Genomic DNA, 13,556 nt, shown 5'->3' with positions numbered 1-13,556 from the left:
GCACGAGAGCAGGACGCGCGCCGCGGTTCCCGGCGGGTCGGCGGCGGGCGGGAGGTGCAGCGCGCGGAGCGGCGGGCGGCGATCCTGGAAGCCGCCATGGAGCTGATCGCCGAGCGCGGCTACCGCCGGACCTCGCTCGCCGCCGTCGCCGAGCGGGCCGGGCTGACGCAGCAGGGCCTGCTCCACCACTTCCCGTCGAAGGAACTGCTGCTGGTCGGCGTACTGGAGGCGCGCGACCGCTGGGATGCGGCCGCCGCGGCCTCCGGTTCCTGGCGCACCGACACCCTCGCCCAACTCGTCGAGTACAACGCCACCCGCCCCGGCATCGTGCAGGCGTACACCGTGCTCTCCGCCGACAGCGTCACCGAGGACCATCCGGCCCGCGCCTTCTTCGAGGCCCGTTTCCGCGCCGTGCGCGAGGCGCTGGCCGGGGCGCTCCGGGCCGAGTTCGGCGACACCCTGCCCGGCGGCCTGACCCCGGAGCGGGCGGCGCCGCTGCTGGTCGCGGTGATGGACGGACTCCAACTGCAGTGGCTGCTGGACCCGGAGCGGGTCGACCTGCCCGCGTCGTTCCGGGACTTCCTGCGCCTGCTCGGAGGCGGGGAGGCGGGCCCGGTGGCGGGGGAGGGCTCAGGCGCGGGGCGCGCCGAGGGCGCGGGGCCTGTCGAGGGCGCGGGGCGTGAGGGGGGCGCCGGCGATGACGCGGGGGCGGGCAAGGGCGGTTGCGCGCGGTAGGTGCGGGGCGGGCATCGGGGCCGGAGGCGGCTTGAGGGCGGTGGGCGCCGGGGAGGACAGGCCGGGGTGGGGCGTCGGGCCCTGTGCGGGGCGGGAGTTATCCACAGGCTGCCGCGGGCGGGGCGCGGGGCGGGCATCATGGGCGAATGATCATCGCTGCCGCACAATTCCCCTCTGTACCAGGCGATATCGCCGCCAACGCCACGCGGATGGGCGGGCTCATCGCCGAGGCCGCCGAGCGCGGCGCCGGGCTGGTGGTCTTCTCCGAGCTGGCCCTGACCCACTACGACCTCGGGCTGATAGCCGCCGATCCGGTGGGGCTGGCGGTGCTGCCCGACGACCCCCGGCTGGCGCCCGTACGGGAGGCGTGCCGGGCGACCGGTGTCGCCGCGGTGGTCAACGGCCCCGGTCGCGGCACCGGGGACGGTGCGAAGCCCACCCTGACCAGCTTCGTCTTCGGGCCGGACGGCACGCTGCTGACCCGCTACGACAAACGGCACCTGTTCGAGACCGAGAGCACCGTGTTCGCACCGGGCGGCGCGCACGGACGGTTCACACTGGGCGGAGTCCGCTTCGCGCTCGCCACCTGCTTCGACAGCTCCTTCCCCGAGGTGCCGGAGCGGGCCGCGGCGGACGGCTGCCGGGTGTATCTGGCCAGCGCCTTCCACAGCGACGCGGAGCGGGTGGCGCGGTACGCCGGGTTGGCGCGTGAGCACGGGCTGCATGTGCTGCTCGCCAACGGCATCGGCGTCGGGAGCGCCGAGCCGGGCGGCATCGGGCTCAGCGGCTGCTGGCTGCCGTCCGGCGAGCAGGTGGCGACGGCGTCCGCCGGGGCGGGCGGTGACGGCGCGGAGGTGGTGCTGTGCGACGTCCGGGACGCGATCACGCTGATGGCCGACCCGGCGGTGGCCGCGGTGCCGGTCCGGGAGTGCGGTGAGCCGCTGGTGGACCTGCGTGCCGCGGCGCCCGGGTTGCTGGTGGACGGGCTCACAGACGGCGCGGACGGGGCGGACGGCGCGGTGGAGGACGGCGCGTTCGCCCATCTGCGGGAGGGGGTGCTGCGGCGGCTGCTGGCCGCGCAGGAAGCGCTGCCGGACGGGCTGCGGCTCCGCTTCGTCGAGGGCTACCGTCCGCCGGCCCTCCAGCGCCGCTACTTCACGCGGTACGGGGACGAGCTCCGTGCGGCCCACCCCGACTGGGACGCCGCGCGGATCCACCGGGCCGCCAGCCGCTACGTGTCCCCGCCGGAGATCGCCCCGCACAGCGCGGGCGGTGCCGTGGACCTCACCCTGGTCACGGCGGACGGCGGCGATGTCGACATGGGGACTTTGATCGACGCGTCCCCGGAGGAGAGCGGCGGCGCGTGCTACACCTCCGCGCCGGGGCTGACTCCCGCGGCCCGCGCCAACCGCCGGATCCTGTCCGCCGCGCTGCGCGGGGCGGGCCTGGTCAACTACCCGACCGAGTGGTGGCACTGGTCCTACGGCGACCGCTACTGGGCGCTGGCGACCGGTGCGGAGCACGCGCTCTACGGGCCCAAGGAGCTGGGCGGCGAGCCGGTGGGCGACCACGCGGACGGCTCGGACCGCGCGAACGGCTCGGACCACACGGACGACTCGGACCACGCGGACCGTGCGGCTCACGTGGGCGAGGCGGCCTGCGCGGACAGTGCGGGAGTCGAGCGGTGAGGTACGGGCGGGGCCGCGGGAGCGGGGCGGCGCAGTGGGCAACCGCCGTACCGCGCCATCCTGTTGGGCCTGCCGGCCTCCTCGGCCCCGCCCGCCCCCGAGCGCTCCCCCGGTCCGCCGCATCGGGCGGCTCCTCCGGCCCGGCAGCCTCGGCCGGAGGTCGCAGCCCGGCCGCAACCGCCGCCGGCTCAGCGCCGCGGCGGCTGCGGCGACGCGGGCCCGCGCTGTGCCTAGGACTGCCCCGGCTGCTCCGGCAGCTGGGCCAGTTCCTCGGTCGTGGGGTACGAGGGCTGGGCGCCCGGCTTGGTGACGGCCGCGGCGCCGACGCGTACCGCGAAGCGCGCCGCCTCCGGGAGGGTGGCGCCGCCGGCCAGTCGGGTGGCCAGGGCGCCGGTGAAGGCGTCGCCGGCGCCGGTGGTGTCCACGGCCTCGACCCGCACGCCGGGGACGGTGGTCGTCCCGGCGTCGTCCAGCACCAGCGCGCCGTCGCCGCCGAGGGTCACCACGACCGAGCGGGCGCCCCGCTCGTGCAGTGCGGCCGCCCACTCGGCGGCGGTGCCGTCGGTGTGTCCGGACAGCTGCCGGGCCTCGTGCTCGTTGACCACCAGCGGGTCGGCCGCGGCCAGGAGTTCGCAGTCGAGGTCCTCGGGGGCCGGGGAGGGGTTGAGGACGACTCGGGTACCGGCCTCCTCGGCGGCCGCGACGGCCGCCCGCACGGTCTCCATCGGGATCTCCAGCTGGAGGGAGACCACCGCGGAGGCCGCGATGACGTCCTTGGCGGCGGCCACGTCGGCCGGGGTGAGGGCGGCGTTGGCGCCCGGCGAGACGACGATGCTGTTGTCGCCGTCCGGGCTGACGATGATCATCGCGGTGCCGGTGCGGGCGTCCTCGTCCACGATGACGGGGGCCACGTCGGTGCCCGCCGCGCGCTGGGCGGCCAGCAGCAGTTCACCGTAGGCGTCGCCGCCGACCCGGGCCAGCAGGGCGGTGCGCCCGCCGATCCGGGCCGCCGCGGCCGCCTGGTTGGCGCCCTTGCCGCCGGCCGACTCCATCAGGTCCGTGCCGAGCACGGTCTCCCCCGCGCCGGGCCGCCGGGCCACCCGTACGGTCAGGTCCGCGTTGGCCGAGCCGACCACCAGGACGTCGTACATGCGCCGTTCCTCTTCTCTGTCCGGGCGTCGTTCTCTCGTGTCCATACGCCGCTTTCCCGTTTCTTCCTGCGTGCCGCCGCCCGGCGGCACCGTCAGCCGCCGAACGCGGCGGCGTTGGCCGCCGTCACCAGTACCACCGGCACCTTGACCATCCGCGGCAGCTTCTCCCCGCGGGCCGCTTTCAGCGCCCAGTCCACGGCCTGTCTGCCGAGGAGTTCGGGCTGCTGGGCGACGGTGGCGGTCAGAGTGCCGGCGCGGACGGCGCCGACCCCGTCCGGGGTCCCGTCGAACGCCACCACCTTCACGTCCTTGCCGGAGCGGGCGCCCAGCGCCTTGGAGGCGCCGAGTGCCATCTCGTCGTTGGCGGCGAACACCCCGCCGATGTCGCGGTGCGCCTGGAGCATATTGGACATCACGTCCATGCCCTTGGTGCGGTCGAAGTCGGCGGGCTGCCGGGCGACCACCTCGATACCGGGGTACCGCTTGATGCCCTCCTCGAAGCCCTGGCCTCGTTCGCGGGCGGCGGAGGTGCCGGGCTGGCCTTCGAGGAAGGCCACCTTGCCCTTGCCGCCGAGCGCCTCGGCGAGGGTCTTGGCGGCGAGCCGGCCGCCGGCGACGTTGTCGGAGGCGATGGTCGAGCCGACCTGCCCGCCGTTGACGCCGCGGTCGATGGAGATCACCGGCACCTCGGCCCGGTTGGCGACACCGACGGCCGGGACGGCGGCGTCGGAGTCCACCGGGTTGATGATGGCCGCCTTCACCTGCTGGCTGGTGAAGGTCTCCATCTGGTTGATCTGCTGCATGGGGTCGTTCTGCGCGTCGGTGATGTTGATGTGCAGTCCGCGGGCGTCCGCCTCGGCCTGCGCGCCTTTCTTGATCCCGACGAAGAACGGGTTGTTCATCGTGGACAGGGCCAGGCCGAGGTCGGTGTTGCCGCCGCGGTCGCAGCCGGCCAGGGCGAGGGCGCCGACCGCGAGGGCCGCGCCGAGCAGTGCCGTGCGCCGCCTCATCGCGCGCTCCTGCGCCGCAGGGTGTCCAGGAGGACGGCGAGCGCGATCACCAGTCCGGTGGCGACCTGCTGCCAGAAGGCCGAGACGCTCAGCAGGTTGAGGCCGTTGCGCAGCACGGCGAGGATCAGCGCGCCGATCAGGGTGCCGGACGCCTTTCCGGAGCCGCCGGAGAGGCTGGCCCCGCCGATCACGACGGCGGCGATGGCGTCGAGTTCGTAACCGCTCGCGGCCTGCGGCTGGGCGGAGGTGAGCCGGGCCGCCAGCACGATGCCGGCGACGGCGGCGAACACCCCGGACAGCGCGTAGATCACGAGCTTGCGGCGCTTGACGTCGATGCCGGAGAGCCGGGCGGCCTCCTCGTTGCCGCCGATCGCGAACATCGCGCGGCCGGAGTACGTACGGGCCAGGATCAACGCGGCGACCAGCCCCATCGCGACCATGACGAGGACGGGTACCGGCAGCCAGCCGCCGAGGGTGTCGCCGAGCGCGTCGACCGCACCGGGGAAGGGGATCGGCGTGCCGCCGGAGACGACCAGGGCCAGGCCGCGGCCGACCGACAGCATCGCCAGGGTGGCGATGAAGGCGGGCAGTCGGCCGTAGGCGACCAGGGCGCCGGAGAGCAGTCCGGCGGCCGCGCCGACCGCGAGGCCGAGCAGCACCGCGAGCCAGACCGGCAGTCCCTCGTTGGTGGCGGCCCAGGCGACGACGGTGGCGGACAGGGCGGCGACCGAGCCGACCGACAGGTCGATGCCGGCCGAGACGATCACGAAGGTGACGCCGAAGGCCAGGATCGCGGTGACCGACGCCTGCACGCCGACGTTGAGGAGGTTCTGCCCGTTGAGGAAGTCCCGGGACAGCACCGCCATCACCACGACCAGGGCGATCAGGCCGCCGAGCGGGCCGTTGCGCAGGACGGCCCGGGAGAACCACGGCCCGAAGCCGTCCGGGGCCGGTTCCCCACCCGCCGCCTGCGGGGCGGCTGCTGTCTTCACGTCAGCGGACATCGGAGCCCTCCATCGCGCTCTCGTTCGTGTGCGTGCCGTCCCCGGTGCCGTGCGGGGACTGGAGCGCCAGTTCCATCACGGCGTCCTGGGTGGCGTCGGCGGCGGGGAGTTCCCCGGTCAGCCGGCCCTGTGCCATCACCAGCACCCGGTCGCTCATGCCGAGCACCTCGGGCAGGTCGCTGGAGATCATCAGCACCCCGCAGCCGGCCGCCGTCAGCTCGTTGACGAGCTGGTAGATCTCGACCTTGGCGCCGACGTCGATACCGCGGGTCGGCTCGTCCAGGATCAGCAGCCGGGTCTTCGCCAGCAGCCACTTGCCGATGACGATCTTCTGCTGGTTGCCGCCGGAGAGGGTGCGGGCGGGCTGCCCCAGGCCGCTCATCCGGACCTTCAACTGCCCGGCCACGGCGGCCGCTTCGCGCCGCTGGCCGCGTCGGTCGACCAGTCCGCCGCGGGTGTCCCGGTCGAGCCGGGCCAGCGTCAGGTTGTCCTGGAGCGAGGCGTCCAGGACCAGGCCCTGGCCCTTGCGGTCCTCGGGCACCAGTCCCAGCCCGGCCCGCATCGCGGCCCGGACGTCACCGCGGACCAGCCGCGCGCCGGCCACCTCGACGGTGCCGGCGTCGTAGCGGTCCACGCCGAAGACCGCCCGGGCGACCTCGGTGCGGCCGGCGCCGACCAGCCCGGCCAGCCCCACCACCTCGCCGGCCCGGACCTCGAAGTCGATGCCCTCGAAGACCGGCCGGGCCGGGGCGCCGCCGGTGCGCTTGGCGCCGTGCCGGGTCAGGCCGCGTACGCGCAGCAGGGGCGCGCCGGGCTCGTCGGGGCGGCGGCGGGGGTACTGCTCGGCGATGTCCCGGCCGACCATCAGCCGGATGAGTTCCTCCTCGCCGGTGGTGGCGGGCACCTGGTCGACCGAACGGCCGTCGCGCAGGACGGTGACGCGGTCGCCGAGGGCGCCGATCTCGTCGAGGTGGTGGGTGATGAAGATGATGCCGACGCCGGCTTCACGCAGTTCGCGGACGATGCCGAAGAGCGTCTGCACCTCCTCGGAGGTGAGCACCGCGGTCGGCTCGTCCATGATCAGGACGCGGGCGTCCAGGCTGAGCGCCTTGGCGATCTCCACCATCTGGAGCCGGGCGATGCCGAGTTCGGCGACCGGGGTGTTCGGGGAGACGTCGAGACGCACCCGGCGCAGCAGCTCGGCGGCGCGGGCGCGCATGGTCTTCTTGTCGATCAGGCCGAGCGCGGTGCGCGGCTGGCGGCCCAGGAAGATGTTCTCGGCGACGGTCAGCCCGGGGACGAGATTGAACTCCTGGTAGATGGTGGCGATGCCGAGCCGTTCGGCGTCCTGCGCGGAGCGGATCTGCACCTCGCGGAGCCCGTCGGACGCGCCCGCCCCGCCGCCCTCGACGAGGATGCGGCCGCCGTCCGGGCGGTGGGCGCCGGAGAGCATCTTGATCAGGGTGCTCTTGCCGGCGCCGTTCTCGCCGAGCAGGACGTGCACCTCGCCGGCGCGCAGGCTCAGGTCGACGCCGTCCAGCGCGCGGACTCCGGGGAACTCCTTGGTCACCCCCTCGACGCGCAGCAGTTCGCGGCCGCCCGGTACGTCGTCGTTGACGCCGGTCATGCGCTGCCCCTCTCTCCTCGGTGTCTTCCTCGGCTGGCGGATGGTCTCCGGGCGGTGTGCCCGGGCGGTCTTGCGGCAGTGGGTCCTGACGGGGTGGACGGGTCGGGCGGAACCGTTTCCGGCGCCGGCGGGCGGGTGGGGTCAGTGGGTCGGCGCTTCGCCGCAGGAGCGACGCGGCACCAGGCGGGCGGGCAGCAGCACCGACGCGGCGGGGCGGCCCTCGATGCGCTCCAGCAGGGTGCGCACGGCGGCCCGGCCGAGGTCGCGGGTGGGCTGGGCGATGGCGGTCAGCGGCGGGTCGGTGTGCGCGAACCACGGCACGTCGTCGTAGACCACCAGCGCCATGTCGTCGGGGACCCGCAGGCCGCGGGCGCGGAGCTCGTCCATCGCGCCGAGCGCCATGAGGTTGTCGGTGGCCAGCACCGCGTCCGGCGGCTCGGGCAGGTCCAGGAAGTCGCGCATCGCCCGGCGGCCGCCGGTGGGCTGGAGGTCGGGGGTGGCGCCGACCCGCTCGTCGGGGAGCGCGATGCCGTGCCCGGCCAGTGCGGCGCGGAAGAGTTCCAGGCGCTCGTCGCCGGTGGGGGTGCCGGCCGGGGCGACGATGATCGCGGGGCGGCGGCGGCCGAGCGCGGCGAGGTGCGCGGCGAGGTCGGTGAGCGCGGCCCGGCCGTCGGCGCGGACGCAGGGCGCGTCGATGCCGGGAACGGCGCGGTCCAGCAGGACGAGCGGGGTCCCGGAGGCGACGACCTCGCGGAGCATCGCCGAGCCGGTGCCGGCCGAGCTGACCAGCAGCCCGTCGATCCGGCGGTCGAGCAGGGTGCGGATGTAGTCGTCCTGCTGGGTGGGGCGTTCGCCGGCGTTGCCGATGACGAGGCTGTAGCCGAGGCCGCGGGCGGCGTCCTCGACGGCGTCGGCCAGTTCGGTGAAGAACGGGTTGGTGAGGTCGCTGATCACCAGGCCGAGTGCGCCGGTGCGGGCGGTGCGCAGGGCGCGGGCGACGTTGTTGGGGCGGTAGCCCAGTTCCCGTACGGCGGCGAGCACCCGGTCGCGGGTCTCGGCGACCGGGCTGTTGCCGTTGAGGACCCGGGAGACGGTGGCGACGGAGACTCCCGCCCGCTCCGCCACGTCTTTGATGTTCGCCATGGCTCCGTCGCCGTCCTGTCGCCCTGCCGTCGTGTAATCGATTACGCGTCTCGCGTGAGGGCTACGAAATCGATTACATGGCCGGCGCGTCAAGGCCACCCGCATGTGACCTGCGCCATACCGGGCGAGGGGTGGGGCGGCGATCCGGGGTGTGGGAACGGCGGAGGGCCGCACCCCACAGCGGGGGTGCGGCCCTCGTTCTGCCGGTGCCGCGTGCGGCCCGTCAGGCCGCGTCGGCTGCCGAACCGCCTCAGGCGACGGTCAGCGTGACCTCGATGTTGCCGCGGGTGGCGCTGGAGTAGGGGCACACCTGGTGCGCCTTCTCCACCAGGTCCTTGGCGGTGGCCGCGTCGACGTTGGGGATCGAGGCGACGATCTCGACGGCGAGGCCGAAGGCGCCCTCCGGGGTCTTGCCGATGCCGACCTTGGCGGTCACCCGGGAGCCGGAGACGTCGGCGCTCTCCCGGCGGCCGACGACGCTGAGCGCGCCCTGGAAGCAGGCGCTGTAACCGGCCGCGAAGAGCTGCTCCGGGTTGGTGCCGGCGCCGCTGCCGCCCTGCTCCTTGGGCGGGTTGACGACGACGTCGAGCTTGCCGTCGTCGCTGGCGACGCGGCCGTCGCGGCCGTTCTCGGCGGTGGCGACGGCGGTGTAGACGACATCGACGGTCTGGATGGACATACCGAATCCTCCTGTGGTTCGCCGCGACTCGCGCCCACGCATCGCGACGGCTTGCCGCTGAGCCTAACGGGCGAAGGCGCGGCGGCGGGAGGCGAGTCTCACAGTGCGGAGGCCCCGGCGCCCACCGCGCCGCCGGGGGCGTGCGCCGACCACCCGGAGCGGGGCGGCCGATTCCGGGTGCGGGCCGGCCGGCGCCCGGTCGAGCGGCACCAGGCCCGTGCCGTGGTCCTCACGGAGCCGCGGGTCGGCGCCGTGCGCGAGCGGTTCGCGCACGGCTGCCGCATGGCCCCAGCAGGCGGCGGCGCACAGCGGGGTGCCCTCCCGGCCGAGCCCGCCGCTCTCGGCGCCGGGCGGGGCACCCGACGCCAGGAGCACGCGGACGGTGTCGGCGGCGCCGCGCGCCCGGCCCGCGGTCCGGGCCTCAGTCGGCCAGGCTCACGATCATCTTCCCGGTGTTGGCGCCGCGGAGCAGACCGAGGAACGCCTCGACGCCGTTCTCGATGCCGGCGACCTTGGTCTCGGAGTACTTCAGCTCGCCGGAGCGGATCCAGGCGGAGACCTCCTCGACGAACTGCGGCTGCAGTGCCTGGTGGTCGCTCACCAGCAGGCCCTCCAGCCGGAGGCGCTTGCCGATCACCAGGGGCATGTTGCGCGGGGCGCTGCTCGGCTCGGTGGCGTTGTACATCGAGATCATGCCGCAAATGGCCACCCGGCCATGGACGTTGAGCGTGCTGATGGCGGCTTCGAGGTGGTCGCCGCCGACGTTGTCGAAGTAGACGTCGATGCCGTCGGGGGCGGCGGCCTTGAGCTGCTCGGCGACGTCGCCGTTCTTGTAGTTGAAGGCGGCGTCGAAGCCGTACTCCTCGGTGAGCAGGCGGACCTTCTCGTCCGAGCCGGCGGAGCCGATGACCCGGGAGGCGCCCTTGAGGCGGGCGATCTGGCCGACCTCGCTGCCCACCGCACCGGCCGCGCCGGAGACGAAGACGGCGTCGCCCTCCTTGAAGTCGGCGACCGCCAGCAGGCCCGCGTACGCGGTCAGGCCCGGCATGCCGAGGACGCCGAGGTAGGCGGTGAGCGGGGCGAGCGAGGCGTCCACCTTCGCGGCGCGGTCGGCGCCCACGACGGCGTACTCGCGCCAGCCGAGGCCGTGCAGGACGTGGTCGCCGACGGCGACGCCCTCGGCGCGCGAGGCGAGCACCTCGCCGACCGCGCCGCCGTCCATCGGCTGGTCCAGCTGGAAGGGCGGGACGTAGGACTTCACGTCGTTCATCCGGCCGCGCATGTACGGGTCGACGGAGAAGTGGAGGTTTCTGACGAGGAGCTGGCCGTCGGCGAGCTCGGGCAGCGCGGCCTCACGGAGCGCGAAGTCGTCGGGGGTGGGCCAGCCCTGCGGGCGGGCGACGAGGTGCCATTCGCGACTGGTCGTCGGCAGCGGTGCGGACATGAGCGTCATCCTCCAAATGCTTCAGGTACTGAAACAATAATGCGCCTGAATATTTCAGCTTGTCAAGCAATTGGGTATCCTGGCGTGTATGACTGCGCGCCCAGACCCGCTGACCGTCGAGGTGGTCGATCTCATCGGCACCGTCGTCGCCCGCTTCCACGAGGAGTACGAGCGCGCCGCGGCCGAGCACTCCCTCACGGGCGCCCAGGCCCGGCTGCTGCGGCTGCTGGCGATGGAGCCGCTGCCGATGCGCAAGCTCGCCCAGTGCCTGAAGTGCGAGCCGTCGAACGTCACCGGCATCGTGGACCGCCTGGAGTCCCGCGGCCTGGTGGAGCGGCGCCCCGATCCGGCCGACCGCCGGGTCAAGATCGCCGTCCCGACCGCCGAGGGCCAGGCGACGGCCGAACGACTGCGCACCTCGCTGGACTTCGCCCGCGAGCCGCTCGGCCGGCTGACGACCCCCGAGCGCACCCTCCTCAGGCAGCTGCTCCAGCGGATGCTGGGGCCGGACGGCACCCCGGAGACGACCGACCGGGCCGGGCAGGCCGGGGAGCGCGGCGGCGGCGGGGAGTGACGGGGCCCGGCGGAGGGGCAGGGCGGGCAGACAGTCGGGCGGGCAGGGTAGGTCCGGGCGGATGCGTCGGCGCCGGGCCGCGGGCCGATGCCGCCGGAATTGGCCCAGGATCGCCGAGGTGGAGTGTCCCGTCCGACCGGGCCGGTGGCGCCTTAACCTGGATCGCATGACGCACCAGAGCACCACCCGCCACACCGTCGACTTCTACTTCGACCCCATCTGCCCGTTCGCCTGGATCTCCTCCCGCTGGATCCTGGAGGTGGAGCGCCTCCGGGACATCGACCTGCGGTTCCGGGTGATGAGCCTGTCCGTGCTCAACGAAGGCCGCGAGGACCTCCCCGAGAAGTACCGCGACCTGCTGGACGCCGGCTGGGGCCCGGTCCGCGTGTGCATCGCGGCCGCCCAGGAGCACGGCGAGGAGGTGCTGCGCGACCTGTACACCGCGCTCGGCACCCGGATCCACAAGGAGGGCCGGGAGGACACCGCGGCCGTCATCGAGGAGGCGCTCGCCGAGGTCGGGCTGCCCACCGAACTCGCCCGCGCCGCCGAGCAGGACACCTACGACGACGCGCTGCGCAAGAGCCACCACGAGGGCATGGACCCGGTCGGCGAGGACGTCGGCACGCCCACCCTCCACATCGACGGGGTGGCGTTCTTCGGCCCGGTCCTGATGGCGATCCCCCGGGGCGAGGACGCGGTCCGCGTCTTCGACGGCGCCCGGCTGCTCGCCGGCTACGACCGGTTCTTCGAGCTGAAGCGGACCCGCACCGGGGAATTCGACTTCAGCTGACCTCAGTTGACGGCGGCGGGTGCGGCGGCCTGGTGGTCGCCGCCCGTCTCCTCCCCCGCCTCCGCCGTCGTCCGCAGGCCGCGCAGCAGCACCACCGCCAGGACCGCCGCCGCGGCCATCACGCCCGCGGCGCACAGGGTCGCGGCGTGCAGTCCGTGGACGAAGGCGTCCCGGGCGGCCGCCAGCAGGGCGTGGCCGGCCCGGCCCGGGAGCCGGGCGGCGGCCGCGACGGCGCCGGCCAGGGTCTCGTGGGCCGCGTCGGCCACCCGTGCCGGGAGCTCCGCGGGCAGCGCGCCCTGGATGTCGTGGCGGTAGACGGCGCTCCCGATGGTGCCGAGGGCGGCCATGCCCAGCGCGCCGCCCAGTTCGGTGCCCGACTCCAGGACCGCCGAGGCGGAGCCCGCCCGCTCCGGGGGTGCGGCGCCGACCGCCAGTTCGTTGCCGAGCGACATCACCGCCACCAGGCCGGAGGCGTAGATCGCGGAGCCGACCAGGGGGAACCACAGCGGCGAGGACGGTTCCAGCCAGGACAGCGAGAGGAAGCCGACGGCCGCGAGGGCGAAGCCGGCGGCGATGACGACGGCCCGGTCCAGGCGCCGGGCGAGCGCGGCGGACAGCGGCGCCATCCCGCCGATCGCGAGGGTCGGCACCATGTTCCACAGTGCGGCCCGCAGCGGGCTCATGCCCCGTACGGTCTGGAGGTACTGGGTGAAGAACACCGCGCAGCCGACGACCGCGAACATCGCCAGCAGGTTCATCAGGACCGAGCCGCTGAACCCGCGGTGCCGGAAGAGTTCCAGGTCGAGCATGGGGTGGCGGGCGGTGCGCTGCCGCCCGACGAACGCGGCGGCCGCCAGCGCTCCGACGACCAGGGCGGCGACCGGCAGCGCCGCCACGCCGTTCCGGGCGATCTCCTTGATGCCGTAGACCGCGGGCAGCATCGCCGCCAGGGAGAGCGCGGCGCCCGGGAGGTCGAAGCGGCCGACCGCCGGGTTCCTGAACTCCGGGAGCAGCAGCGGGCCGCAGATCAGCAGCAGCGCCATCGCGGGGGCGTTGATCAGGAAGACCGAGCCCCACCAGAAGTGTTCCAGCAGCGCCCCGCTGAGCACCGGGCCGACCGCGATCCCGCCGGCCGTCGCCGCCGACCAGATGGCGATGGCCTTGCCGCGCTGCCGTCCGTCGGTGAAGAGGTTGCGGATCAGGGCGAGGGTGGAGGGCATCAGCGTGGCGCCGCCGACGCCGAGCAGGGCCCGGGCGGCGATGAGCATGCCGGGGGTCTGCGCGTACGCGGCGAGGCAGGAGGCGAGGCCGAAGAGGACCGCGCCGCCGAGCAGCAGCCGGCGGCGGCCGATGCGGTCGCCGAGCGCACCCATGGTGATCAGCAGGCCGGCGAGGACGAAGCCGTAGATGTCGAGGATCCACAGCTGCTGGACGGAGCTGGGCTCCAGTTGGGCCGTCAGGAACGGCACGGCGAAGTAGAGCACCGAGACGTCCATCGAGACGAGCAGGCAGGGAAGGAGGAGGACGGCCAGGGCGGTCCACTCGCGACGGCCCGCGGTCGGGGTCGGCGTGCCCGGCGCCGGAGCGGTATACGGGGTAAACCTCATGGCGGACAGCGTAAGCACGCGGGGTTTACGGCACAAACGTCTTGCGGGACAAGGGGATTGGGGGTTCGTCACACTAGTGCACTACGGCGACGAAGGGGCCGGCA

General features: G+C 74.4%; 10 protein-coding genes and 2 pseudogenes. 4 read left to right on the top strand and 8 right to left on the bottom strand.

All coding sequences use genetic code 11. The features are described 5' to 3' along the window. Nucleotides 1–54 precede the first annotated feature (54 nt). Both CG747_RS10215 and CG747_RS10210 read left to right on the top strand, forming a co-directional pair. Nucleotides 55–735, top strand: a complete 681-nt coding sequence (locus CG747_RS10215; RefSeq protein ID WP_100601579.1) for a TetR/AcrR family transcriptional regulator — start codon at nt 55–57, stop codon at nt 733–735. Nucleotides 736–881: 146 nt separating this feature from the next. Further along, a complete protein-coding gene (locus CG747_RS10210) occupies nt 882–2,423 on the top strand; it encodes a nitrilase-related carbon-nitrogen hydrolase (protein ID WP_100601353.1) in 1,542 nt (513 codons plus the stop codon). A 230-nt stretch (nt 2,424–2,653) separates the two neighbouring features. On the opposite strand, the gene rbsK is transcribed toward CG747_RS10210, so the two are convergent. The 7 genes and pseudogenes from rbsK to CG747_RS10170 form a co-directional block, all read right to left on the bottom strand. After that, the gene (rbsK, locus tag CG747_RS10205; protein WP_100601352.1) at nt 2,654–3,574 is read right to left on the bottom strand and encodes a ribokinase; all 921 of its coding nucleotides are present in this window, start codon (nt 3,572–3,574) and stop codon (nt 2,654–2,656) included. A 92-nt stretch (nt 3,575–3,666) separates the two neighbouring features. Continuing rightward, nucleotides 3,667–5,588: pseudogene (locus CG747_RS49225) on the bottom strand (substrate-binding domain-containing protein). Continuing rightward, nucleotides 5,578–7,215, bottom strand: a complete 1,638-nt coding sequence (locus tag CG747_RS10190; protein WP_100601349.1) for a sugar ABC transporter ATP-binding protein — start codon at nt 7,213–7,215, stop codon at nt 5,578–5,580. Before CG747_RS10190 ends, CG747_RS49225 begins: the two are co-directional and overlap by 11 nt. 141 nt (nt 7,216–7,356) lie before the next feature. Then, nucleotides 7,357–8,358 carry a LacI family DNA-binding transcriptional regulator gene (locus CG747_RS10185; protein ID WP_100601348.1) on the bottom strand — a complete coding sequence of 334 codons (1,002 nt, stop codon included), beginning with the start codon at nt 8,356–8,358 and terminating at the stop codon, nt 7,357–7,359. Between the two features lie 250 nt (nt 8,359–8,608). Beyond that, nucleotides 8,609–9,037 carry an organic hydroperoxide resistance protein gene (locus CG747_RS10180; RefSeq protein WP_100601347.1) on the bottom strand — a complete coding sequence of 143 codons (429 nt, stop codon included), beginning with the start codon at nt 9,035–9,037 and terminating at the stop codon, nt 8,609–8,611. Between the two features lie 63 nt (nt 9,038–9,100). Then, nucleotides 9,101–9,433 (bottom strand): annotated as a pseudogene (locus CG747_RS10175) (hypothetical protein); the annotation flags it as partial. Nucleotides 9,434–9,458: 25 nt separating this feature from the next. Beyond that, nucleotides 9,459–10,481 carry an NADP-dependent oxidoreductase gene (locus tag CG747_RS10170; RefSeq protein WP_100601346.1) on the bottom strand — a complete coding sequence of 341 codons (1,023 nt, stop codon included), beginning with the start codon at nt 10,479–10,481 and terminating at the stop codon, nt 9,459–9,461. Nucleotides 10,482–10,569: 88 nt separating this feature from the next. Here CG747_RS10170 and CG747_RS10165 point away from each other — a divergent pair, with 88 nt between their 5' ends. Both CG747_RS10165 and CG747_RS10160 read left to right on the top strand, forming a co-directional pair. Then, a complete protein-coding gene (locus tag CG747_RS10165; RefSeq protein ID WP_100601345.1) occupies nt 10,570–11,055 on the top strand; it encodes a MarR family winged helix-turn-helix transcriptional regulator in 486 nt (161 codons plus the stop codon). 166 nt (nt 11,056–11,221) lie between these two features. Continuing rightward, entirely contained in the window at nt 11,222–11,845 is a 624-nt protein-coding gene (locus tag CG747_RS10160; RefSeq protein ID WP_100601344.1) for a disulfide bond formation protein DsbA, read from the top strand. Between the two features lie 2 nt (nt 11,846–11,847). Here the strand turns inward: CG747_RS10160 and CG747_RS10155 are convergent, their stop codons facing one another. Then, a complete protein-coding gene (locus CG747_RS10155; RefSeq protein WP_100601343.1) occupies nt 11,848–13,452 on the bottom strand; it encodes an MFS transporter in 1,605 nt (534 codons plus the stop codon). Nucleotides 13,453–13,556 lie beyond the last annotated feature (104 nt).

Origin of the sequence: Streptomyces sp. CB02959, from assembly GCF_002803155.1 — a bacterium.
Lineage (GTDB): Bacteria > Actinomycetota > Actinomycetes > Streptomycetales > Streptomycetaceae > Streptomyces.
This window is presented reverse-complemented; position numbering and strand designations above follow the sequence as displayed.